The sequence below is a fragment of the Kribbella pratensis genome, from assembly GCF_004366075.1.
GTDB lineage: Bacteria > Actinomycetota > Actinomycetes > Propionibacteriales > Kribbellaceae > Kribbella > Kribbella pratensis.
The window spans coordinates 114,928-138,360 of record NZ_SODU01000001.1; the positions used below are offsets into that span (position 1 = coordinate 114,928).

Genomic DNA, 23,433 nt, shown 5'->3' on the forward strand with positions numbered 1-23,433 from the left:
CGTGACGCTGCGCGGCGAAGGCACTCGCGTCCGGTCTGTTCACCTCGACGGTCAAGCGATGGAAGCACCGTTCGCCCCGGCGACCCTCGCCGGCCACCATCACGTCGAAGTCGTTGTCGGCTGATCGCGCCGGTGTGGCAAGAGCAGGAATCCCAGGGCAACCCCGAGGAGACAGGGGAGGCCGTGGTTGTCGTGCAGGATCGTGTCGACCACGGCCAACACTGGTACGGCGAGCGCCGTGATCCGGAGCTGTACTGGCGGTAGGACGCCGTACCGGCGCGGGGCCAGGAGGATCACCGTGGCCAGCCCGCCGATCAGGCCGGCGACGCACATCGAGTTGCCTGCCCCCACTGGATTGAGCCAGATGTAGCTCATGAACTGACCGAACCATCCGCAGGCGAAGTAGAGCACAAGCCACCGTCGGCGGCCGAACACGCGCTCGGCCAGCGTGCCAAAAACCGCCAGCAAGAGCAGGTTCGAGACGAGCCCGGACGCCCACCCGTCCTGGAAGAACATACCTGTCAGCAATCGATACCACTGGCCGTGGTCGATGCGAGAGGCGTCCCGTACGACGTGCTCGTAGAGCGGCCGGTACACCAGTTGCGCGATCCCGCACGCCAGCGTCACCAGAAACACGGCTGCAGTCAGCAAGGGCCGGGTCGGGCCGACGGCGAGTGCCGTGAGCGGGGTCCGAGTTGCGGTGGTCACAGCAGGACCCTACGGTGCCGACGGCTGCCGCACCTCCGACGTTTGTCATGGTGAAGGTGCTCAGCTCGAAGACTTGACCCACCACCGGTGACGTGCGCCGGTGGCGGGTCAAGCGCCTACTCGCCCACGAGTGGGTCGACGGATGGGGCCCAGCTGAAGTACGCCGGGTCGTTGAACGTGCCGGGAACCTTGCCGAGACCCTGGATGACCGTCGCGGTGCCGTTGGCGTGCCCGACGGCGTACAGATAGGCCGATTGGGTGTCCTTGTCGATGCCCAGCAGCAGGGTGCCCTGAATGCCGCACTTCTGCGCGATCAGGAATTCGAAGCCCTGCCAGGTACGGGTGCGTACCGGTTTGACGACCGGTTTCATCGGCGACGTCGTCGGGATGTGAATCGTGTAGAGCGCGCCGCCCCGGGTGTTCGCGAGGAACGTGTCGTAGGTCCGGGTCTTGCTGATCAACGTCATCGCCTTCACCGACGCGAAGCCCGAGGACATGCCGGTGATCTGCCTACCCGCGCTGGTGGAGGTCCATCTGTGCAGCGCGCCGTCGCCTCGCAGTCCGTAGTTCGTGGTTCGCGGGACGGAGGTTCCCTCCTGATAGCGAGCCTCCTCGAACGCGACCATGTCACCGTACTCGCCGCCGTCGACCGGCAGGAGTCGGATCGAGGCTGTATCGAGTCCGCCGTTGACGAACGTGTACACACTGCGGGCCAGGGTGCCGCCGGTGATCACCTGGCTCTCGACCAGATCTCCGCCCGGACTCGGGACGGTGAAGGTCGAACCGCTGAGCCGTACCGGATCCTTGAACAGCCCGGGTGCCACCACATGGTCGTTCGTTCTCGTCGGAGGCGAGTTGGCAGTGATGCGCTGCGACCTGTGATCACCTCCAGCCGTGACCGAACCCAGATCCAACGCGCACTTGCCGGCGCTTACATCGCCGGTGGTTGTGGTCACAGCGTCCGCGGCTCCGGGAAACAAGCCGACGGCCAACAGCGCAGCCGCACTGAGTACTACCGATCCTCGACGGACAAGCCTTCGCTTACCGTGCATTTCGCAACCTCTCGCGACCCGACCCCCAGGTTGCGGCTCCATGCCAGCAGTAGATCGTTACCCACCTTGATGCAGCCGACCCGCAGAAAGTTGCGCGCACTCGTAACCGAGCCAGGTTACGTCCTATCATCAGCCGCATGGGGGAATCTGAAGCCGGGGAGGGGACCGATCGCGGTCCCGATGAATCAGATCTCAGTCGTTGGCGTGAGCGTCAGCAAAGATTGTCCGAGATCCACACGCGTGGAACAGCGCAACTCGACGCGCAGTTCGAGTTGCGGCCGATCGCACGTGACTTGGCCGAACTGCTGTGGTCCTTTCACGACGACGATCAGCTCTGGAAGCAACTGAGATCGGAGCATCGAACGCTGGAGGGCCTCGACGAAGGTCAACGAGTACGCCTCCTTGCCGCCGGCAACCTTGATTGGACGCCGTTCCTGGTCGAGGCGGGATATCGCCCGCCTCCGCAGGTCGAGGTGCTCGCCGACGAATTCCGGCGAGACATGTTTCGCGCCATCGACAACCCGCAGGGAATCCACATCCGCGCGCTGCGCGATCGCGTCGCCGATCTCGCCACCCGGCTCGACCAGACCTTGGCGGACGAACGGCCCGGAGCCTTCGCAAAGCTCGGCTCGTATCTGCGACTGACCCTGCCCGTCGCCGCCCGGGCTGCCCTCGTCAACGGAGCCGCCGCAGCCGGCGGCCTCGCAGCCGGCGCCGCAGTAACCGCAACGGTCGCAGGGATCGGGGTAGGTCCGGTCGCTGCCGCTGTTGCAGGAAGTGCCCTCCGGGTTGCGTTGGACCGGGCGCTTCCGGAGTGGTCGCCGGAGGATCGGCCACAGGCCGGACGTACGGCGGATGAAGTCACCTGGACACTCATCCAACGGATCCGTCCGGGCGAGGCCGGCATGACCCAGGCCAACCTCCGCATGCTGAGCATGGTGGCCGCCGAACGTCCGGACGACATGCTGTGGGTCGTCGCTCAGGACGCCGGCATGGAACCCCACTTGCAGGCTGCGATTGAATGGATCGACCGCAGCCTGGGCGCTCTCTTCATTGCTTGGGAGCAGACCGGCGCCGAAGGCAAGCGGGACGAGAATCTGGAGCGCCTCGTCGATCGATTGACCGGCATCCGCAGAATTCTGGCCGACATCGGCCTCGGTGGTGGGCCGCTCCTCGGCGAGCTCGCAGACGGCCTGGGCGAAGCCGTCGTCGCCGTCCTGAGCGACCTCCCTCCGGGCCACTGCCAGCCAGGCTGATCAATCGCCTACGCGGGAGGTCGCGTGGTCCGAGCCGCGGACTTCGAAAGACGGATCGACGGCGGCGCGCGCTCGACGCTGGCTGGGTGGGGGGCCGTGGACCTGCACGAGCTGGCGTTGACGTACCAGCACGCCCAGCGGACGCTGAAGTGGAAATCGTCCCGCTGGCCGACCGTGTGGATGAGCACCGTCCCGAGGAGGGATACGCAACCTTGACCATCTAGACTGCGGGGGTGCGACATCACGACGTGATTGTCATCGGGGCCGGGTCCGGGAACATGGTCATAGGGGACTCCTTTGCCGGGCTCGACGTCGCCGTCGTGGAGGAGCGCCGGTTCGGTGGAACCTGTTTGAACTTCGGGTGTATCCCGTCGAAGATGCTCGCCTATGCGGCCGAGGTCGCAGACACCGTACAAAGGGCGGGGCGGTACGACGTCGACGCCGAGTTGCTCGGATTGCGCTGGACCGAGCTCCGGGACCGCGTCTTCGCCCGCATCGACGCTGATGAGGCGAAGGGGCGTGCTGGTCGGGAGGCGAGCGACTTCGTGACGGTGTATCCGGGACACGCTCGCTTCCTCGGTCCAACCAGGTTGCAGATCGAGCTGGGTGCCGAGTCGGTTTCGGTGGAGGCAGATCAGATCGTGATCGCAGCCGGCGGCCGTCCGGTGATACCGCCGCCGGTTGCGGCGTCGGGTCTGCCGTACGAGACGTCGGACACGATCATGCGGATCGAGACTCCGCCGCGGCGGCTGGCAATCCTCGGGGGCGGCTACATCGCGGCTGAGCTCGCCCACGTCTTCGCTGCCGCGGGCAGCGAGGTCGTCATCATCGAGCAAGCAGACCACTTGCTCGGACCCCAGGACGAGTCGGTCGCGCAGGCTTACACCGAGCTGGCGCGGCATCGTTTCGAGCTGCACCTTGGTCGCGAACTGACGAAGCTGGAAGGCGGACCCGGCGCACTGCGGCTGCGGCTTGACGATGGTACGACGCTGACCGCCTGTACTCTCCTGGTCGCCGTGGGCCGCACGCCGAACTCGGACAAGTTGGATCTGGACAAGGCCGGGATCAGCACGCACGACGACGGACGCATCGTTGTGGACAAGTACCAGCGCACCGAGGTCGACGGGGTCTACGCGCTGGGCGACATCTGCTCGCCGTACCCGCTCAAGCATGTCGCGAATCGGGAGGCCGAGACCGTCGCGCACAATCTGCGCCATCCCGAGGATCTGCGTGCGACCGACCACGGCGCCGTACCCGCGGCTGTCTTCACTGATCCGCAGGTCGCGTCGGTCGGTTCGACCGAGCAGGACATCCGGGACGCGGGAAGCGACTATGTTGCCGCAAGCACCCAGTTCGCCGATGTCGCGTACGGGTGGGCGATCGAAGACACCACTGGCTTCTGCAAGCTGCTCGCCGACCGTGCCACGGGCCGCCTGCTCGGCGCACACCTCTTGGGCCCGCAGGCGGCGACGCTGATCCAGCCGCTCGTCGTGGCGATGACGCTCGACATCGACGTCAAGACCCTTGCCGAACGCCCCTTGTGGATCCATCCAGCCCTCACCGAGGTAGTGAAGGAGACCCTGCGCCAACTCGCGGCTTGATGCGATTGCTGAGCGGTGAGTGTGCGGCGGCGGGTAGCTGCACGGCCCTCGCAGCCCTTGCCGCTCTGCTCACCGCCGTGCATGTTTGACTTCGGGCGGCGGCGTGAGCTCTTGTGCAAGTCCCTTGGTGAAGTTGAGGATCGCTTTGCTGGTGGCGTAGCTCCCTTCCGCGCGAACGCGACCGCGAGTGCGACGGCGCGCCCGATGCCGGAGTCGCCGCCGGTGATCAGCGCCCGCTTGCCGGTCAGCTTCCCGCTGCCGCGCCCGGCAGGCGCCTTTCTGCCAACGCGGCGGCGGCACCTTCTGCGCGACGTCCGGGCGGATAGTGAGGGCCCGCGAAGAAGGTGGACAGGCGGGCACAGGCATCACGTTCCATGACTGGAGGTTGCGACCTGTTGCGCTTGTGAAGTGGGTACAGCGGGGGGATGTTCGAAGACTTTGTGTTGAAGGAGCTCGACGTCGCGGGGATCCGGACCCGGGTGCGGTACGGCGGTTCCGGGCCGGCTGTGGTGTTGCTGCACGGTCACCCGCGGACGCACACGACGTGGTACGCCGTCGCGCCACGGCTCGCCGACGCGGGGTTCACCGTGGTGTGCCCGGATCTGCGTGGGTACGGCGGATCGGGCAAACCTGTGACGGACGCCGACCACACTCCGTACTCCAAACGTGCGATGGCCGCCGAGGTCGTCGGCCTGATGGAAGTGTTGGGCCATCAGCGGTTCGCTGTCGTGGGGCACGATCGGGGCTCGTACGTCGCCTATCGGACCGCGCTGGATCATCCTGATCGGGTGGCGAAGCTGGTCGTGATGGACGGGGTGCCGGTGGTGGAGGCGCTGGAGCGGTGCGGGTCCGAGTTCGCGGCGGCGTGGTGGCACTGGTGGTTCTTCGCGCAATCGGCGAAACCGGCCGAACGGGTGATCTGCGCCGACCCGGAGACCTGGTACGAGGCCTGGACCAAGAACACACCGCAGGCGCTCGGACCGGAGAACCACGCCGACTTCTTGGCGGCGATCCGCAACCCGGCGACGGTGCACGCGATGCTGGAGGACTATCGGGCCGGGATCGGGATCGATCGCCACAACGACGAGGCCGATCGTGCTGCCGGTCGGCGGATCGAGTGCCCGACGCTGGCCCTGTGGTCGACCGATGACGATCTCGAGCGGCTCTACGGAGATCCGGTCGAGGTCTGGCGGTCCTGGTGCCACCAGGTGGAAGGGCACGGCATCAAGTCCGGTCATCACATGGCCGAGCAGGCGCCGGAAGAGCTGGCCAACAGCTTGTCCGCGTTCTTGGGCTAGTTGCCGGGTAGGAAGAGGCACACCAGGTGGACGCGGACGCCGTCGGGTTATGGCTGATGTGACTCGACCGTCGCGCCGAGCTTGACGGCGCGCTCGGCCTCGCGATCCAGGTCATCGACCGATTCGCCTTGCTGGTCGAGCTTGCGCCGGTAGAAGTCGTAGGCGGCCTGCCTGCTCATGCCCAAGGCGGTGCCGACCTGGCTCCAGCTGGAGCCCTCCTCGCGGGCCTGACGCATGAGGTGCCACCGCGCAGCGGTCAACGGCTCCACCACGCGCCTGCTTGCGGCGCAGCGCCTCCAGCCCGGACGCCCGCCAACTCGTCGGTCAGGCAGTGGGCATCCTGATGGAGCGCTACAACCTCGACGGCGACCGGGCCTTCGCCATACCGCGGCGCTGTTCCCAAGACACCAACACGAAGCGGCGCGCCGTCGCGCTCCAGCTGATCGACACCCGCAAGCTGCCCGACTGATCATCCGGAGTGCCGCAGGCCGGGTGATTGCCGTACGCATACGGCCGGGCACCGGCAGTGTCAGGAAGCCTGATCGCGCGCGAGGTCCGGTGTTCCAGGTTCCGGGAGTTCAGACCAGCAGCCCCGGAACCGCACCCGACACCAGGGGCTTGACCGGTTTGTGGCGTGGGCACCGGTGAGGTCGCTGCGGTACATCACCTCAGCGATTCGGGGTTACAAAGAGGAACGGAATCATGGAAATCATCGGAGTCATCGTCGCCGGCATCATCATCGGCCTACTCGGAAAGTTCGTCGCTCCGGGCAACAAGGACAACATCCCGATCTGGCTGACCATATTGTGCGGAATCGGCGGGGTAATTATCGGATGGTTCGTCTACACAGCGTTCGGCGGTAATGGCAGCCCAGGCGTCGACTGGGTGCGCTGGATCGTGGCCATCGCGATCTCAGCCGTTCTGGTCGTCATCGCATCCACGGTGACCGGTCGGAACACGTCCGCGCGAGGCTGAACGGCAAGTCTGCTCGCCCATTCGAGCCGCAGTGGACGGCTCGAAGGGGCGTGGGGCAGGGGACATCAGGAGCGGCCTAGCCTCTCCGGTCGATGTGACATGAAGTTGGTTGGAGCATTGGCGGCGGGGGCCAACGCGACCCCGGATGGGTGGACTACGCCGGGCACGTCGAGGGGAGGAGTTGGCGTGTAGTCGGGCGGCCTTCTTGGTCGAGGCGTACGACTATGTGCTTGTCCCATCGTTCGTCGGCGTGCGGATGGTCGGAACGCCAGTGGCAGCCGCGGCTGTCTTGTCGTGCGGTCGCCGCAGCGACGACAGCCCGCGCCACCGTCGCGAGCGGGCCGGTGCCTAGGGTGTCGAGCTCGTCCGCGGCGGCGTTCAGGCCGGCGCCGTCGCGACGGATCCCGGCGTACCTGCTGAGGATCGTGCGAATCCGCTCCGGTTCACGATCCTCGCCGAGCGTGAGCTCACGGGCGCGGCCGAGGTCCTTCGCGGGGATGTCGAGGGTCAGGGCCGTTGCGACGCGTCGCCCGAAGACGAGTCCTTCCAGCAGGCTGTTCGAGGCGAGCCGGTTGGCCCCGTGTACGCCGGTCGCGGCGACTTCGCCGACCGCGTACAGGCCGGGTACGTCGGTTGCGCCGTTCCGATCGGTCCGAACGCCGCCGCACAGGAAGTGTTCGGCCGGCGCGACCGGGATCTGCTCGGACAACAGGTCGACGCCGATGCGTGCGCATGAGGCCAGTACGGTCGGGAACCGCTTCCGGAGTACGTCCGGCGCGACAGCTGTCGCATCCAGCCAGACATGGTCCGATCCGTCGCGGCGCATCGTCGCCTCGATCGCCCGAGCGACGACGTCTCGCGGCGCCAGGTCGGCCCGCGGATGCCGTCCGGCCATGATCCGACGGCCGTGGACGTCGCGCAGTACGGCGCCTTCACCTCGGACAGCCTCGGTGACCAGGGGCAACTGACCGCTGGTCTCACCGGTGTGGAGCGCGGTCGGGTGGAACTGAACGAACTCCATGTCCACCAGCGACGCGCCGGCCCGCAGCGCCAAGGCGATCCCGTCACCGCGCACCGTCGCGGGATTGGTGCTGGCCAGGTAGGCGTTGCCGATACCGCCGGTGGCCAGTACGACGGCGCGCGCCTCGATCTGCCTGAGTTCGGTGCCCGTCTCGACGAGCACCCCGACCACGCTTCCGGACTCCGACTGAAGCAGACCGACGGTACGCCCGGTCACCGTCTGAACGCTGCTTCGTTGCAGGGCGCTGAGGAGCGCGCGGTGAACCTCAGCACCGGTGGCGTCACCGCCTGCGTGCACGATCCGAGGACGACTGTGACCGCCTTCGAGCGTCCTCGACAGCGAGCCGGCACCGTCACGGTCGAAGCGCGCCCCGTGAGCGATGAGTTCGGCAAGCCGCTGCGGTCCCTCCTCGACCAGCGCGCGGACGTTCCGGGGATCGCAGAATCCCGCGCCCGCGACCTCGGTGTCGTGCCAGTGGTCGAGTGGATCGTCCTCGCCGTACGCGGCCGAGATGCCACCCTGCGCCCAGGGCGTACTGCCGTCGCCGGCACTGAGCAGGATCACCTGACGGGTGGCCGCGAGACCGAGTGCGGTTGACATGCCCGCCACGCCGGAGCCGATGACGACGACATCGGCCACGCGCGTCATCGAGCACCCGCAGGCTTGCCGATGGCAACCATCCGCTCGACCGAACGCCGCGCCCGCTCGACGACCTCAGGCGGTAGCTGGATCTCGTCGCGTCCCTCCCGCAGGCACCGCACCAGCAGCTCCGGGGTGATCATCTTCATGAAGCGGCACGAGGCCTTCGGGTTCACCGGCAGGAACGTCGTCTGCTGGTTGACCTTGCGAAGCTGATGGAGCATGCCGATCTCCGTCGCGACCAGAGCCGTCTTCGCAGTCATGCCGCGAGCGGTGTCCAACATGCCGGCGGTGGAGAGGATGTGCGTCCGCTCGGCCGGAAGGTCACCCACGCCGGCGAGCCAGAGGGCCGATGACGCGCAGCCGCACTCGGGGTGCACGAGAACTTCGGCCGCGGGATCGGCGGCTACCTGAGCGCGCAGGTCGGCCGCGGTGATGCCGGCATGTACATGACACTCGCCCATCCACACCTCGATGTTGTCCCGGCCGGTCTGTCGCCGGACGTGCGCGCCGAGGAACTGATCCGGCAGGAACAGGACCGGCTGATCCGCCGGAATCGAGTTCACCACCTCCACTGCGTTGGACGAGGTACAACAGATGTCGGCCTCGGCCTTCACCGCCGCGCTGGTGTTGACATAGGCAACAACAACCGCATCGGGATGGTCAGCCTTCCAGGCTCGTAGCTGGTCGGCGTCGATGGTGTCCGCCAGCGAGCAGCCCGCCTGGGCCGTCGGGATCAACACGGTCTTGCCGGGGCTGAGAAGTTTGGCCGTCTCCGCCATGAAGTGCACGCCGCAGAACACGATCGTGGACGCCTCGGTACTGGCCGCGATGCGCGACAGTGCGAGTGAGTCGCCGACGTGGTCGGCTACGTCCTGGATCGCCGGTTCCTGGTAGTTGTGGGCGAGGATCACAGCATCCCGCTCCTGGGCGAGGCGCCGTACCTCTTCCTGCCAGCTGATTGCCGTGCGCTGACCAACGGTCACAACAGATCCTTCTTTCGGGAGGTTTTCGCTTGATAAGCGATAACTGGGCATGGCGAGCCCTGGTTCAGCCGTGGCTGCGGGTCACCAGCAGACTGATGTCGAGTGCGGTAGGGGAGTGGGTCAGGGCACCGACCGAAATGGCATCGACGCCGGTGGCGGCGACATCGGCAATGGTGTCCAGGGTGATGTTGCCGGAGGCCTCGAGCCGGGTGGCGGATCCGGAGGTGTTGCGCCGCTCGACGATCAGAGCCATCTGCTCGAGCGGCATGTTGTCCAGCAGGATCCACTCGACCTGGCAGTCCAGCGCTTCGCGGGCCTCCTCGGCAGTGGTGACTTCGACCTCGATCGCCATGCGGTTGTCTTCGGCGGCCATGCCGTCCCGGACCCGGCGAACGGCCGGGAGGACGCCGCCGGCCGCGGCGAGATGGTTCTCCTTGAGCAGCACCATGGCCGACAGGTCGAGCCGGTGGTTGGTCCCCCCGCCGCAACTCACGGCGTACTTGTCCATGGCCCGGAGGCCGGGTGCTGTCTTTCGGGTGTCGAGGAGCGCGATCGGGCGTCCGTCGATCGCTGCGACGAACGCCGACGTGAGGGTTGCGATGCCCGACATCCGTTGTGCGAAGTTCAGCGCCACCCGCTCGCCGGTGATGACCGACCGCGCTGCGCCGCTGATCCACGCCAGCGGCTGCCCCGGGACAACCGGATCGCCGTCGGCGACAGCCGTCCGCACCGTCACGGTGGGATCGACGGCGGCGTACACCTCCTGTACAGCGGTCAGACCGGCCACGCGACCGGACTGCTTGGCGATCATCGTCGCCTCGGCCTCCAGCGCCTCCGGGACGCTCCATCGGGTGGTGACATCGTCTGCCGCCTGGTCCTCGATCAGTGCGGCCGCCACCGCGGTCCGGACCGTCTCCGTCGTCAGTTGCATCTGCTGCCCTGCTCTCCGTGATGTTTTCGCTTCAGAGGCGATAACTAGATGCACGCTACCATCGGCCTCGTGCCCACAGCCAAGAAAGGTGATCCGGTTAACTTCCCCAGTTACCCGCACGAGGTGCTAGCCGTGGTCCTGTCCGTTCGCGACGGCAGGCTGTGCGTGCTGCTGTGGAAACGCGCACGGAGCCCGTACCGCGGCCGCTGGGCCCTTCCCGGCGGCGGGGTCGAGCCCACGGAGCGGCTTCGGGACGCCATCACCGGGCACCTTGCGACGAAGGTCGACGTTCGTGACGTCGCGCACCTCGAACAGTTGGCCACGCACAGTGCGATCGATCGTGATCCGCGGGCCCGCGTGCTGGCGACGGGCTATCTGGGCCTGGTTCCGTCCGACGTACAGCCGAAGCTTCCGTCCGACACGCAGTGGCACCCCGTCGACGAACTGCCGCGGACCGCGTTCGATCATCACTACTTCATCGATGCCGCGGTCGCGCGGTTGCGCGCGAAACTGTCGTACACGAACATCGGTTTCGCGCTGGCTCCGCTGGAGTTCACCATTGCGGAGCTCCGTGATCTGTTCGGTGCCGCACTCGGCTATGAGCTCGGTGCCACCAATCTCACCCGCGTGCTGACCCGCAGGCACGTGATCGACCCCACCGAACGGCGAGCCAGCCCCGGCCAGAGCGGCGGCCGTCCTGCGACCGTCTACAAGTTCGTGGCCCGCGAGCTGACCGTCACCGACCCGTTCGCAGTACTCCGCCCCCCACGCTGACGAGTTTCCCGAGGGTGGCAGGAGAATCACGCACCTTCTCAGGTCATGCCTGGACAGTGCCTCGGCAGCCGGGGGTCTGGCGGCGTTGGGTCCAGCCGCTGCCCCAATGGACGATGTCGAGGATCCCGGCGAAGACGACCCAGCCCCAGTCGAATCCGTGCAGGCCGCCGCCGGTGTGCAGGGTATGCTCCAGCCGCCGGGTGATCGCCTTGAGCTCCTGGACAGTCAGCGTTCCACTCCTGTCCGGTCGGAGCCGGCGGCGCGGTAGTCGGCGATCGGGTGGTATCGGTCGTACAGCGTCGTGAGAATGCTGAACAGGAAGATGAAGAAGAACGCGTCCACCAGGTGCAGTTGACCTGGTCCCCGCGAGAGCAGCACGTCGGCCAGGATCACCAGTACGACGTTCGTCGCGAAGACGACCCCGAACGACACCGCGGCGGAGTTCCACGAGTAGCCGCGCTTCGCCGCCCACAGGCCGATCGCGGCGTTGATCACCACGAAGACCGCGATCCCGAGGAACACCTGCAGGCTGCTCGCCTCGACGCCGGGCAGCACCTCCCCGAAGATGATGCTGATCAGACCGATCAGGAAGACCTTCTCCAGCGTCGTCGCGTCGAGAACCTTCCGGTGCGCGGCCTGGTACGCCGCACGCTCGGACGCCTCGTCGATTCCCAGCGGCAGCGGATCGGCGCGGAACTTCCAGGACCAGTCGGCGGGGCTCAACCGTGGACGGACGAAGAAATACAGGACCGCGAGCAGCGCGAGCACCGCGACGACGAGCGCCGGGAGGAACCACGGGACGTCCTGGATCGTGTCTGTCAGGTCCAGCTTGGCGACGTGGATCCAGTACTCCTGCGGCAGCTTGACGATGATCCAGATCGCAGCGGCGACGATCACCCAGAACTTGAAGGCGTACCGCAGTGGGTTTCGCCGGGTGCGAACCCCCTCGTACGCGATGAAGAAGTACTCGAAGGTGTTCGGGAACAACAACAGCAGCAGCCGTACGCCGCTCAGCTCGAACACGACCACACCGATCTGCCGGAAGAAGAACAGGAAGCGGCTGACCTTCACCGCCGAGGGATTGGTCCAGTTCCGCAGACTCGCCAGGTAGGCGATGGACAGGTAGAAGACATCCATCGCCTTGTCGTAGCTCTGGTAGAACGGCGGGTCGAACCCGAAGGTCTGGAAGATCGTCTGGTCGACACCGTCGAGCAGAAGACACGCGATGATCGCCGGTAACGGGAACAGGGGGATCAGCAGCGGCAGCGCGAATCGCGCGAGGACCACGCTCCAGAACACGACCTCGACATCCATGTCAGAACTCCCCGTTCCGGCCCATCCGGCGGGGTCGACCTGTGGTCGATCATCGTGACCCCCCTCGGTCGAGTGTTGCCTGCCGGCCGCTCAGGTTGCTCATCCGCTGCGGGTGAGTCTTCGCCGAACCGGCGGTGATAGATGTGCCGGATGGAGCCTGTCCCAGTGCGCCATGCCGCTACCACGCGCGACGACGTAGACGAGCGCGGTGATCAGCGGGAAGAACAACAGGGCGACGAGCCAGACGGCCTTGACCACTCCCGAGGTGTCGGGTCGCGGAACAGGTCACCCACGATCGAGAACAGCATCATCAGATAGGCGACGAAGGCAAAGCTGATGATGAACCACACAACATCCCAGGCGTGGTCCTGGTCGTTGCGGGCCTCATGCTGAGCCGCCAACACGCCTGGCCACCGGCGCCGGCGACTACTCCTGATGCGTCTTCTTCGTGATGCGGCACCCCGACGTCCAGCGGTGGTCGGCTAGCGTCGGGGCGTGTTGCTGCCTGAATCGTCGGTGCCGGGGGCGGATCTGCCTGTCCGGGCGGTTTTGCCTGCCACGGTCGATGCGGTGCGTTCGCGCGGTACCGCGGTGTTGGTTGCGCCGCCTGGGTCAGGGAAGACCTCGCTGTTGCCGCTTGCGCTGGGCGACGCGCTCGAGGGCACGATCGTCGTCGCCGAGCCGCGAAGGATGGCAACCCGCGCGGCTGCGACCCGGCTGGCGATGCTGGTCGGCGAACCGCTCGGGCAGCGGATCGGCTACGCGATGCGCGGCGAACGCAGCGGCAGCAAAGGACTCCGTATCGAGGTCGTGACGACCGGGCTCCTCGTACGGCGACTGCAACAGAACCCGGAGCTGCCGGGTGTCGCCGCGATTGTGATCGACGAGTGCCACGAGCGGCACCTTGATGCCGATCTGCTGCTCGCGTTCTGCGTCGACATCCGGGCGAATCTCCGGGAAGACCTGGCGATCGTCGCGACCTCGGCCACGGCGGACACGATCGGGCTGAGTCGCGCGTTGGGCCCGGATGCTCCGGCGCCGGTGATCACCGCGTCTGCGGCGCTCTTCGACGTGGCGATCGAGTGGGCGCCACCACCGGTCCCCGTGCCGCTGCTTCCCGGTGGGCGGGTCGACCCGCGCCTGCTGGATCACGTCGCGGCCGTCGTCCGGCGTGCACTGACCGAGAACGACGGCGACATCCTCGTGTTCGTCCCGGGGGAGGCCGAGATCAACGGTGTGACTCGCCGGCTGGCCGGGCAGAATGTCCTGCCGTTGTACGGTCGCCAGTCCAGGGCCGAACAAGACCGCGCGTTGAGGCCCGCCGCAACTCGTCGGATCGTGGTGACGACGTCGGTCGCGGAGAGTTCGCTGACGGTGCCTGGCGTCAGGGTTGTGGTCGACTCGGGTCTTGCCCGGGAGCCGCGGACCGATCAGTCCCGTGGCCTCGGTGCGTTGGTCACCTGCCGGGTGTCGAAGTCGTCGGCCGACCAGCGAGCGGGCCGTGCCGGGCGGGAGGCGCCCGGCCGGGTCTATCGGTGCTGGTCCGCCACCGACCACGCGCATCTCGACGATCATCCGGCGCCGGAGATCGCGATCGCCGATCTGGCAGCTTTCGCCCTCGATCTCGCGGCGTGGGGTGCGCCGGCCGGCGACGGTCTGACCTTGCTCGAGGCGCCGCCCGTGGTGGCGATGACCGCGGCCACCGAACTGCTGCGCCGCCTCGACGCCATTGACGACGGCGGCCGGATCACCGAGCGAGGACGGCAGATGGCGGCGATCGGCGCGCATCCTCGGCTGGCTCGTGCGCTGCTGGACGGGACGCCGCGCGTCGGCGCCGACCGAGCACGCGAGATCGTCGCGATGCTCTCGGACGACTCCGGACGCGACTTCGGCGATGACCTACCGGCCCGCTGGCGGGCCCTCCGCCGCGGCGAGGACCGCGGAGCCACGGCCCGCTGGCGAGAAGAGACGAAGCGCCTCGGCCGAGGCGACCCGCTGGGTGGAGACGGAGTACGGCGGGGGACGGGCGCCGTACCGGATGATCTTGCAGTGGGGGTTGTGGTGGGGTTGGCGTATCCGGATCGGATTGCCCGGGTCCGGGGAGCTGACTCGGCGACGTACCAGATGTCTGGTGGGACGGGGGCTGCGCTGGATCCGCAGTCGCCGTTGCGGACGACGACCTGGCTGGCGATCGCGGTCGCCGACCGAGCGCCCGGTCGCGCCGACGCCAGGATCCGTTCCGCGGCGCCGATCGACGAGCAGACCGCGCGAGACATCGCCGGCGACCTGGTCTCGACCACCGACCAGATCCGCTGGGACGACGGCCGGATCGTGACGCGACGTGTCGAGGCACTCGGCGCGATCGTGCTCAACGACGTCCCGCTGGCAAAGCCCGACCGGTTCCTCGTCCAAGCCGCCGTCCGGGACGGTATCCGGCGCAGCGGTCTGTCGGTACTGCGCTGGTCGGAGGCCGCACTTGCCTTGCGGGAGCGGCTCGCGTTCTGCCACGCCCACCTCGGCGCCCCGTGGCCTGCGGTCGACGACGAAGCGCTGCTGGCCGATGTCGACGAATGGCTGGGTACCGAGCTCGCCTCGGTGCGAGGCGCGCGCGATCTTGCCCTCATCGACGTGGCTTCGGCGCTCCGGCGACTACTGCCGTGGCCCGCAGCAACCCGGTTCGGTGAACTCGCACCGGAACGGCTCCAGGTCCCATCGGGGTCCGAGGTCCGACTCGCGTACGACGGTGCCGAGCCACCGGTGCTCGCGGTGAAGCTGCAGGAGGTATTCGGCTGGACTGCCACTCCAGTCGTCGCGGACGGTCGTGTCCCAGTCGTTCTGCACCTCTTGTCGCCCGCACGGCGGACGGTCGCGATCACGAGCGATCTCGCCTCTTTCTGGAAGCAGGGCTATCCCCAGGTCCGAGCCGACCTGCGAGCCCGCTACCCCCGCCATCCCTGGCCGGAAGACCCACTCACCGCCATCCCGACCAAGCGACCAAAACCCCGCCAGTGAACCGAGCTGAGGCCGTCCCTTGACAGTCAGCTGTAGGGACCCTGATGAGCACGAGGCGCCTACCCACGTCGGTACGCCGTTGGGGTGGTTCGGGTCAGCCGCTTGAACGCAGTGGCGAAGTACTGCGTGCTGGCGAAGCCGAGGGAGTGCGCGATCTCGGTGACCGGCAGATCGGTCTCGCCGAGCAAGGTGCGGGCGTGCTCGATCTTGCTGCGGAGTATGAACTCGCCCGGCGGCAAGCCGAGCTCCTGGCGGAACTGTGCGTGCAGGCGGGCCGGTGACAGGCCGACGGCGCGGCTGAGCATCGGCACGGTGATCGTCTCGCCGAGATGTTCTGCGACGTACTGCCTACTCCGCTCTACCACCGCCGACACCGGCCGCGCCTGGTCGGCGGCGCTCGCCGTCACTGTCCGGACCAGGAACTGCGCAAGGGACATCGCCGCCTGGAGTCGGGCGAGCTCGCTCGCCTGGCCGCTGAGCTGCGCGATCGCGTCGTCCAACAGGAACCCAGCCTCGGGGTGTGCTCGGAACTGCCGGGTCGGGATACCCAGTAGCGCCTGGGTCAGCTGTCGTCGGCGGGTGCTGTCCAAGTAGAGCAGCGGCGAGTCACGGACGCGGACGATCAGCCAGTACAGCACGCCCTTGTCCTCGGGCTCGCCGGCACTGTCGTGCTGCTCGTCCGGGAGGGTGACGAACTGGTCGCCGCCGTTGAGCTGATAGACCCGGTCGCCCAGCCGGTAGCGCTGCCGTCCCCGGGCGAGGAAGCAGACCTCGACGCAGCCCGGGTGGGAGTGCGCGCCGAGTACGTCGTGCGCATACGAGTACCGATAGCGGCCGAGGGTGACGACTCCAGGCAGGCGGGGATCCTGCAGCTCCAGTCGGTCGGCCATGTTCGATTTTGTCTCGCGTTCGATTCCGGACGCAAGCAGTCGGAGCCGACCCTAGCGTCGTGGTCATGCTGACAACAGACGATGTGGTCCGGTACCACGACCAGGGTTTCCTCGCGCTCGAGTCCTTCATCTCCGCCGAGGAGGTCGAGCGGATGCGTACGATCTACGACCGTCTCTTCGCCGAGCGGGCCGGACGTTCGGCCGGCGATCAGTTCGACCTGGCCGGTGCGGACGACGAAGAGAGCGAGGCCAACCTCCCGCAGATCCTCAACCCGTCGCAGTACGCGCCGGAGCTCCTGCGCAGCGAGACGCTCGATCGCGCGAAGGAGGTCCTGGCCGAACTGCTCGGTCCGGAGGCGACGTTCGGAGGCGACCATGCGATCAACAAGCCGCCCCGGAACGGGGTCGAGACGCCCTGGCACCAGGACGAGGCGTACTGGAACCCGGCGGTCAGCTACCACGCGCTGAGCATCTGGATTCCGTTGCAGGAGGCAACGGTTGACAACGGCTGCATGCATTTCGTCCCCGGCTCGCACCGCGGCGAGGTGGTCCCGCACCGGCCGATCGGCGGCGACCCACGGGTGCACGGCCTCGAAGTGGAGCCCGGATCGGTCGATGTCTCCACCGCCGTGGCGTGCCCGATCCCGGCCGGCGGGGCGACGATCCACGCCAGCCGCACCCTGCACTACACGTCACCGAACCGGTCGGCCGACCACCGGCGGGCGTACATCATCAGCGGCGGCACCCCGGAGGAGCAGGCCGCCACGCCACGCGACTTCCCCTGGCAGGCCGCCCGACACACCGCACGCGAAAAGCGAGCCAACACCGCCCGCCCCACAGACACCTGACCGCCAGCGGCCCATCCCGCTGAGTGATTGGACGCGATCCGGGTAGCTCAGCAAGCGTGTGGCCCATTCGCCGGGCTCGTCCTCGTCCGACATGACCCAGTCAGCCCGAGCACCAGGTGGATTGCCTCCATGTCTCCATCTAGTCACGTTCTGCATTAGGATGTGGTCGCCGAGGGCGTCGAGGGTCCGTCGCCGGGGCATGGATGGCTTGACCGCGGGGTGAATCCTTCGCGTTCGTACATCGACAGTGTGCCGACGTACCCGACACCGCCTGAAGTGGCGGCGGTATCCGTTCGCTACGACGAAGCAACTCCTCGCTGGGACCGAACTGGCACCATCCGACCGGCTCGATCCCGTCGTACACCAGCACGCCGTGCGTGTGACCTTGGTTGAGCAGTTCCTTCTTCCGCGCACGACTCCAGGACGCCAGCTCGGCCCGCTTCCTCGAACACAACGACTGAGCGCGAAGTGCCGCTAATTCACAGTGGGTGGGGTCTGGCTGTTGACGGACAGGTCGAGCGGGATGACGATCCGAAGTGGGACGCGCCCCCGTCGAGGTGAGCAGCGTCGCTTGCCCGGGTGCGTTGGGGAGGAACCATGCGGGCCAGATCCCTCGTGGCCGGTGTCGCCACACTGCTCGTCGTACCGATGATCGCCGTGCAGGCCGCCGAAGGACGCGACCGGCCGTTCTCGACCGCCAGGATGGTCGTTCGGCCTGTCGTCGACCCGGTGACCAGCGGGAGTACGACCGGAGGTGGCGGCCAGTTCAGCAAGGTCCAGATCGAGCGCTACCGCTGTGCGGTTGCCGCCGGTTCCGCTTACGGGACTCCGGCCGGGTCGATGGACATCTCCTGCAACGATGTCCAGCCGTACCGCCAGGACTTCAACCCGGACAACGAGCTTGCGATCGTGGTCAACCCGAAGGTGCCGACGCATCTGCTGGCCGGATCGAACGACTACTTCTATCGGTTCAACAACTCCACCGGGGCACGCCAGGCGTTGGTGCCGACCGGGTTCTTCACGTCGTTCAACGGCGGGGCGAGCTGGGTCGACGGCCAGATCCCGATGCGGACCGGCAACGGCGCCGGCGACCCGTCGCCGGCCTTCAACGCGCGGCTGTCCGGGAACACGGCGCAAACCGGCTGGGCGATGATGGCCCAGCTCGAGAACGTCGGTGGCCTCGGCGGCCCGTTCGTTGCCCAGGGCGATGTGTCGGTGAGCTACTCGCGCAACGGCGGTATCACCTGGAGCGAGCCGGTCACGGTGATGAAGGGCAAGGGCGCCTCCATCGGGCCGGCGAACCAGGCGACCTTCTTCGACAAGGAATGGCTGACCGTCGACAACAACCCGGCCTCGCCGTTCTACGGCCGCGCGTACGTCGTCGCGGCGCGCTTCCTGAACGCCTTGCAGGGCGCGTACGCCGAATCGCCGGTCTACTTCGCCTACTCCGACAACGGCGGGCAGACCTGGTCCACACCGAAGGAGATCTCAGGCTCCAACGCGCTGTGCACGTTCCAGAACGCCGGGCCGGCCGGCGAGTGCGACGAGAACGGGTTCCCGATTCCCGATGTGGCGCCGAACGGCGACCTGATCGTCCACTTCCAGAACGGCAACATCCAGGCGGGCTGGGAGACTCCCGGCGAGTACGAATCGACCCTGCTCGCGGTGAAGTCCACCAACGGCGGAGCCACCTTCGGGGATCCGGTGGTGATCGCCAATCTGGAAGACGGTGCGGCCGACACTCCCTGGAGCGTCATCGGACGGCAGACCGTGACCGGGCACCAGATCCGGTGGCAATCGCCGGGCACGATCGTCGCCGACCCGAACAACCCGGCGCATTGGGTCGTGGTCTACAACGACAACTTCGCCGGTACGCACGACGCGGCGCCGGCCAGCTGCCTTGACGCGATCCCTGGTACGGCGCCGGACTACAATCCGTGCAACGCCGTGACCAACACCAATATCTACATGGCAGAAAGCTGGAACGGCGGTGCCTCGTGGACGCCACGGATCACCGTGGACGCCGCCGCCGGCGACCAGTGGTTCCCGTGGGCGGACTTCCGGTCGGACGGCTCACTGGCGATCGCGTACGACTCCAACGAGAACATCGCCGACCCGGCCGGTGATCGTGACGACACCTTCAACCACGTGCTGCTGACGATCGCGCCACGGACACCGGCGGGAGGTGCGGTATCCGCCCTCACGCGTGAAGCACTCGTCCCCAACGGCACCGGCCGCAGCCCTGCGGAGCAGATCGACATCTCCGTCACGCATTGGGCGGGTCAGTACGTCCCGCAAAGCCAATGGCCGCGCATTTGCGGACCCGACGGCTACACCGACCCACCGATCACCAACGCGGAAGGCAAGGACTGCAACGTCTTCCACGGTGACTACACCGGACTGGCGGTCGGATCCGACAACCGCATCAACGTCGTCTGGACCGGCCTGAACCGTCTGGTCGTATCCCCACAGATCGACCCATACACCGGCGGTCTTCACAACGGCTACGCCCAGGACGCGATGTTCGCCCGCCGCTGACCCTCGATCCGCCGGCGCGTGACGAGTTTCCCGAACTCGTCACACGCCGGCGCCGGAGCCCGGCGTACCGCTCAATGCCGGGTCAGGGCGAAGAGCTCACCAACCAGAGCCTGTCTGACAGTGGCAACGGGCTCAGTTGAGTGGCTTCCAGCCGGGCCATGGGCGCGGTCCACGCGGGCCACGAATACAGGCCACTCGTAGATCGGCTTCCGGGCGGCTCCTCATTCGCACGCTGAGCCGCTTGCGTACCCGATCGCCTCCGCCCAAGCCGATTCATGCGCACGGCAACTCACCGTTCTACTCACCGGATTGGCTGATTCGAGTCCCCTCACCGGCTTTGGAAGATTAGTGGTCGGGCGTCTCCAGGACCGTGGCCGGTGTCTGCCTGAAGGCGTGTGCCTCACCCGCCGCGGGTCCCTGGACCTTCATCAAGCCGTGCCCCCGCCTGGCAGTGCCGGGCGGGGGCAGGGGTGTACTGCGGTTGGTTCAGTCGCCGAGGCGTTGTGGGCCGTAGGCGCCGGTGAGCAGGAAGTTGACGTTTGCGCCGAAGGTTGTCTTGAAGCTGCCGAAGCTTCGGATGGGGGTGGTGGGGCCGGTGGTGCGGCCGACGGCGTACACGGTGGCGAGGTTGGTGTCGCGGTCGAAGGCGGTCAGCAGGGTGCTGGTGGCGCCGCAGCGCTGCGCGATCAGCTCCTCGTAGCCGCCGAACCCGCCGGCGCGGACCTGGGTCACGATCGGCTTCATCGGCGCGGTCACCGGGATCCGGACCGTGTACATCTGGCCGCCCCGAGTGGTGACGAGCAGCGTGTCGTACGCCGCGGTCTCGGCGATCAGCGTCATCGCCCGGACCGAGCTGAAGCCCGGCGCCGAGCCGTACGCCTTGGGTGCGCTCGACACCTTGTAGCGGTAGATCGACCCGTTGGCGTGCAGGCCGTACAGGAAGTAGTGCTGGTTGGCTCCGTACACGTAGTTGGAGTCGGTGATCTGACTGAAACCGCTCCAGCCGGTGCCCAGCTTGGTCGCGTGGACGGTCGGCGTGGTCGCGGTGCCGGTGTAGATCGTGGTCGCGGCGTACAGGTTCGCGCCCTGCAGGATCATGCCGTAGTAGGCGTCGGTGGACCGGTCGGATTCTTCGTACCAGGTGGAGCTGGCCCGGACGCCGGACAGCTTGTACTGGCTCAGGTTGGCCACTGTGGGTGGCTTGGTGGCGGTGATGTGGTAGCCGCCGGCGGTGCCGGTGGCGTTGACGGCACCGACCGCGACGCCGCAGGCCGTGGTGGCGGCCTGGGCGGCGGTGGTCGGAAGGGTGGCGGCGGCCTTGCCGGCGGCGCGGAACGATTCCGGCCTCGGCGTGGTCGCATCCGCGGTCAGGGGGACCGCCGCTGCCGCGGCCAGGCTCAGACCGGCCATCGTCAGCGCAACACGTCGCTTACTCAACACAGAAGTTCCCTCTCGTTATGCACAACCCCCACGGACATGTCGCCCGTACGCAGGTTCAGATGTCCGAGCCGGGTGGTTTGGTTGAGTGCGAATTTCGATTTCTGTGGGCATTTCCTGAGAGAATTCTCAGGAATAGGGGATTGCTGAGAATTTTCTCAGTAACGCTTTTGTTGACAGCTGCCAAGGTCAGCGCTACCGCGAGCATGGCGCGGCTAGGCGCGTGCGGGCCGTGCCTCTCGTTCCGAGGGCAATGATTCAGTCGTCCAGTACTCACCATCGACCTGGAAGGCTTCGAGCTTGGTCGACGCAACCTCGACTGGTTGGCTGTGCAAAGAATCAGCCTCAAACCACGCTCCGCCGTTCTGCGCTATCTGGCTGTCGGCAGGCCCGCCGTGCGGATCTCTGGCGGGGCGCGTCGGATGATGGCGCCATAGACGACTGCGGCCGCGACGGCGAGGACGAGTCCGGCGTCGACCGACGCGGACCATGCCATACCGGTGCCCGCATCGGTTCCGGCCGCCTCGAAGTACAGGGTGCCGATGACGGCTACACCGGCGGCGCTGGCGAACTGTTGCGTTGTCGTCAACGCGCCGGCCGCGGCGCCGACGTGAGCAGCGGGTACGTCGAGCAGGGCGGCTCCGACGAGCGATGGGAGCACGAGGCCGTTGCCGAGGCTGATCAGCGCGCTGATGGTGACGATTGCCGCGATCGACGAGCCGTGACCTGCGACAGCCGCGAGGATCACGAGACCGGCTGCGGTGAGCAGGCTTCCGCCGACGAGCACGCCGGCCCCGTGCCTGGCGACGAGTCGGGGTGCGAGCAGAGCGCTCGCCGAGAACGTCACTCCGGCAGGCGCGAAGGCCAGGCCGGCACGGAACGCGTCGAGTCCGAGTCCGGTTTGCAGCAGCAGGGCAAGGGTGAACATGTAGCTGCCGAAGAAGAGCATGAACGCGAAGTTGGCCACCAGGCCCGTTCGGAAGGACCGCGCGCGCAACAGCGAGAGCTCCAGCAGGGGTTGGCCTCCGCCGGTTTGGAGCACTCGCTGCCACCTGATGGTGAGTGCCAGGACAGGCACCGCGGCCAGCAACGAGATCCAGGTCCACAGTGGCCAGCCCGAGGAGCGTCCTACGGTTAGTGGTACCAGCAGCAGCGCGACTCCGACGGCGAGTCCCAACGCGCCGAGCGGGTCCAGCCGGGCATTGGCCGTCGTTCGAGCTGATGGCCGTGCCGGCAGAACACGGAGCGCGGCGACGGCCCCGACCGCGCCGATCGGCAAGTTGATCAAGAAGATCAGCCGCCACCCCAGGCCGGCGACGTCCGCGGTCACCAGAAGCCCGCCGAACACTTGTCCGGCGATCGAGCCCGCCCCTGCGGCCACGCCGTACCACGCCATTGCCCTAGCTCGCCCGGAACCTTCGGACTCGGCCGAGATGACCGCCAGCACCTGCGGCAACATGAGCGCAGCGGACAGCCCTTGGAGAAGGCGTGCGGCGATCAGTTCCTCCGGCGTCTGCGCAACACCGCACAGAGCGGACGTGATCGCGAACGCCACCATGCCGGTCGTGAAGAGCCGCCGATGCCCGAACAGGTCGCCGAGCCGACCGCCCAGCACAAGAGCGCTGGCGTAGGCGAACGCGTAGCCACCGACAACGAGTTCGATCTCGGCCTCGCCGGCCCGCAGGTCCAGCCGGACCGATGGTGCCGCGACGTTCACAACGAAGAAGTCGAACGCTGCCATGAAGGACCCGGTCAGCAGCACCACCAGCAGCCCGGCAAAGCTGCCGGTCGCCAACGGCGGCGTACTCGGCTGGGTCCATCACGACGACGCGGCCGCGGCCACCGTGGCGGCCCTCGAGCACGGTGACGCCGGCAACGCGTACAACATCGTCGACGACCTTCCCGCGACTTGGGAGGAGCTGTTCACCGCGATGGCGCGGCAGTTCGGTGCCCCGCCGCCACGCAAGGTACCGCGGTGGTTGATGCGGCTGGCGGCGCCGTACGTCGCGTCGTTCGCAACTGACACGACGATGCGGGTGTCGAACGCCAAGGCCAAGAACCTGCTCGGTTGGACACCCGCGTACCCGACCTACCGCGACGGCATCAAGGCCATCCGATCGGTGTGACTCTCGGTCCGATGTCACACCGGCCGC

At 67.4% G+C, this 23,433-nt stretch carries 20 protein-coding genes and 1 pseudogene; 10 read left to right on the plus strand and 11 right to left on the minus strand.

Going from position 1 to position 23,433, the window contains the following annotated elements; all coding sequences use genetic code 11:
- Positions 1 to 99: 99 nt before the first annotated feature.
- Together EV137_RS00565 and EV137_RS00570 are read right to left on the minus strand one after the other, a co-directional pair.
- Entirely contained in the window at positions 100 to 708 is a 609-nt protein-coding gene (locus tag EV137_RS00565) for a rhomboid family intramembrane serine protease (protein ID WP_134125754.1), read from the minus strand.
- Positions 709 to 824: 116 nt separating this feature from the next.
- Positions 825 to 1,532, minus strand: coding sequence for a hypothetical protein (locus EV137_RS00570; RefSeq protein ID WP_238175005.1), 708 nt, complete (start codon positions 1,530 to 1,532; stop codon positions 825 to 827).
- A gap of 365 nt (positions 1,533 to 1,897) precedes the next feature.
- On the opposite strand from EV137_RS00570, the gene EV137_RS00575 reads away from it, so the two are divergent.
- From EV137_RS00575 to EV137_RS00590, 3 genes are all read left to right on the plus strand, one after another.
- Entirely contained in the window at positions 1,898 to 3,016 is a 1,119-nt protein-coding gene (locus tag EV137_RS00575; RefSeq protein ID WP_134125756.1) for a hypothetical protein, read from the plus strand.
- A 233-nt stretch (positions 3,017 to 3,249) separates the two neighbouring features.
- Positions 3,250 to 4,617: a mycothione reductase gene (locus EV137_RS00580; RefSeq protein ID WP_134125758.1), complete on the plus strand. Its 1,368-nt coding sequence runs from the start codon at positions 3,250 to 3,252 to the stop codon at positions 4,615 to 4,617.
- 425 nt (positions 4,618 to 5,042) lie between these two features.
- The gene (locus EV137_RS00590) at positions 5,043 to 5,915 is read left to right on the plus strand and encodes an alpha/beta fold hydrolase (RefSeq protein WP_134125760.1); all 873 of its coding nucleotides are present in this window, start codon (positions 5,043 to 5,045) and stop codon (positions 5,913 to 5,915) included.
- A 47-nt stretch (positions 5,916 to 5,962) separates the two neighbouring features.
- Here the strand turns inward: EV137_RS00590 and EV137_RS00595 are convergent, their stop codons facing one another.
- Positions 5,963 to 6,184, minus strand: a complete 222-nt coding sequence (locus EV137_RS00595) for a VOC family protein (RefSeq protein WP_134125762.1) — start codon at positions 6,182 to 6,184, stop codon at positions 5,963 to 5,965.
- A gap of 23 nt (positions 6,185 to 6,207) precedes the next feature.
- Between EV137_RS00595 and EV137_RS00600 the strand changes: the two are divergent.
- Both EV137_RS00600 and EV137_RS00605 read left to right on the plus strand, forming a co-directional pair.
- Positions 6,208 to 6,384, plus strand: a pseudogene (locus EV137_RS00600) (ANTAR domain-containing protein); the annotation flags it as partial.
- Positions 6,385 to 6,617: 233 nt separating this feature from the next.
- Positions 6,618 to 6,890 (plus strand): GlsB/YeaQ/YmgE family stress response membrane protein, encoded by a 273-nt coding sequence (locus EV137_RS00605; RefSeq protein WP_134004968.1) that lies wholly within the window; start codon positions 6,618 to 6,620, stop codon positions 6,888 to 6,890.
- A gap of 154 nt (positions 6,891 to 7,044) precedes the next feature.
- On the opposite strand, the gene nadB is transcribed toward EV137_RS00605, so the two are convergent.
- The 3 genes from nadB to nadC form a co-directional block, all read right to left on the minus strand.
- A complete protein-coding gene (gene nadB, locus EV137_RS00610) occupies positions 7,045 to 8,559 on the minus strand; it encodes an L-aspartate oxidase (protein WP_134125766.1) in 1,515 nt (504 codons plus the stop codon).
- Entirely contained in the window at positions 8,556 to 9,536 is a 981-nt protein-coding gene (nadA, locus tag EV137_RS00615) for a quinolinate synthase NadA (RefSeq protein ID WP_238175006.1), read from the minus strand. The genes nadB and nadA overlap by 4 nt, the downstream gene beginning before the upstream one ends.
- A 64-nt stretch (positions 9,537 to 9,600) precedes the next feature.
- Positions 9,601 to 10,467 carry a carboxylating nicotinate-nucleotide diphosphorylase gene (gene nadC / locus EV137_RS00620; RefSeq protein ID WP_134004963.1) on the minus strand — a complete coding sequence of 289 codons (867 nt, stop codon included), beginning with the start codon at positions 10,465 to 10,467 and terminating at the stop codon, positions 9,601 to 9,603.
- A gap of 132 nt (positions 10,468 to 10,599) precedes the next feature.
- Between nadC and EV137_RS00625 the strand changes: the two genes are divergently transcribed.
- Positions 10,600 to 11,241, plus strand: coding sequence for an NUDIX hydrolase (locus EV137_RS00625; RefSeq protein ID WP_238175007.1), 642 nt, complete (start codon positions 10,600 to 10,602; stop codon positions 11,239 to 11,241).
- A 225-nt stretch (positions 11,242 to 11,466) separates the two neighbouring features.
- Here the strand turns inward: EV137_RS00625 and EV137_RS00630 are convergent, their stop codons facing one another.
- Positions 11,467 to 12,555 carry a hypothetical protein gene (locus EV137_RS00630; protein ID WP_134125768.1) on the minus strand — a complete coding sequence of 363 codons (1,089 nt, stop codon included), beginning with the start codon at positions 12,553 to 12,555 and terminating at the stop codon, positions 11,467 to 11,469.
- 99 nt (positions 12,556 to 12,654) lie between these two features.
- A complete protein-coding gene (locus EV137_RS41930; protein ID WP_202870781.1) occupies positions 12,655 to 12,813 on the minus strand; it encodes a PLDc N-terminal domain-containing protein in 159 nt (52 codons plus the stop codon).
- 312 nt (positions 12,814 to 13,125) lie between these two features.
- Between EV137_RS41930 and hrpB the strand changes: the two genes are divergently transcribed.
- Positions 13,126 to 15,567: an ATP-dependent helicase HrpB gene (gene hrpB / locus EV137_RS00640; RefSeq protein ID WP_238175008.1), complete on the plus strand. Its 2,442-nt coding sequence runs from the start codon at positions 13,126 to 13,128 to the stop codon at positions 15,565 to 15,567.
- A gap of 59 nt (positions 15,568 to 15,626) precedes the next feature.
- Here the strand turns inward: hrpB and EV137_RS00645 are convergent, their stop codons facing one another.
- Positions 15,627 to 16,457 carry a helix-turn-helix transcriptional regulator gene (locus EV137_RS00645; RefSeq protein WP_134125772.1) on the minus strand — a complete coding sequence of 277 codons (831 nt, stop codon included), beginning with the start codon at positions 16,455 to 16,457 and terminating at the stop codon, positions 15,627 to 15,629.
- A gap of 65 nt (positions 16,458 to 16,522) precedes the next feature.
- On the opposite strand from EV137_RS00645, the gene EV137_RS00650 reads away from it, so the two are divergent.
- Together EV137_RS00650 and EV137_RS00655 are read left to right on the plus strand one after the other, a co-directional pair.
- A complete protein-coding gene (locus tag EV137_RS00650) occupies positions 16,523 to 17,305 on the plus strand; it encodes a phytanoyl-CoA dioxygenase family protein (RefSeq protein ID WP_134125774.1) in 783 nt (260 codons plus the stop codon).
- A 597-nt stretch (positions 17,306 to 17,902) separates the two neighbouring features.
- A complete protein-coding gene (locus tag EV137_RS00655) occupies positions 17,903 to 19,843 on the plus strand; it encodes a sialidase family protein (RefSeq protein ID WP_134125776.1) in 1,941 nt (646 codons plus the stop codon).
- 486 nt (positions 19,844 to 20,329) lie between these two features.
- Here EV137_RS00655 and EV137_RS00660 read toward each other — a convergent pair whose 3' ends face one another.
- Complete coding sequence (locus EV137_RS00660) at positions 20,330 to 21,280, minus strand: hypothetical protein (protein ID WP_134125778.1); 951 nt, start codon at positions 21,278 to 21,280, stop codon at positions 20,330 to 20,332.
- A 370-nt stretch (positions 21,281 to 21,650) separates the two neighbouring features.
- Entirely contained in the window at positions 21,651 to 23,021 is a 1,371-nt protein-coding gene (locus EV137_RS00665) for an MFS transporter (protein ID WP_134125780.1), read from the minus strand.
- On the opposite strand from EV137_RS00665, the gene EV137_RS00670 reads away from it, so the two are divergent.
- Positions 23,020 to 23,406 (plus strand): NAD-dependent epimerase/dehydratase family protein, encoded by a 387-nt coding sequence (locus EV137_RS00670; RefSeq protein WP_134125782.1) that lies wholly within the window; start codon positions 23,020 to 23,022, stop codon positions 23,404 to 23,406. The genes EV137_RS00665 and EV137_RS00670 overlap by 2 nt on opposite strands.
- Positions 23,407 to 23,433 lie beyond the last annotated feature (27 nt).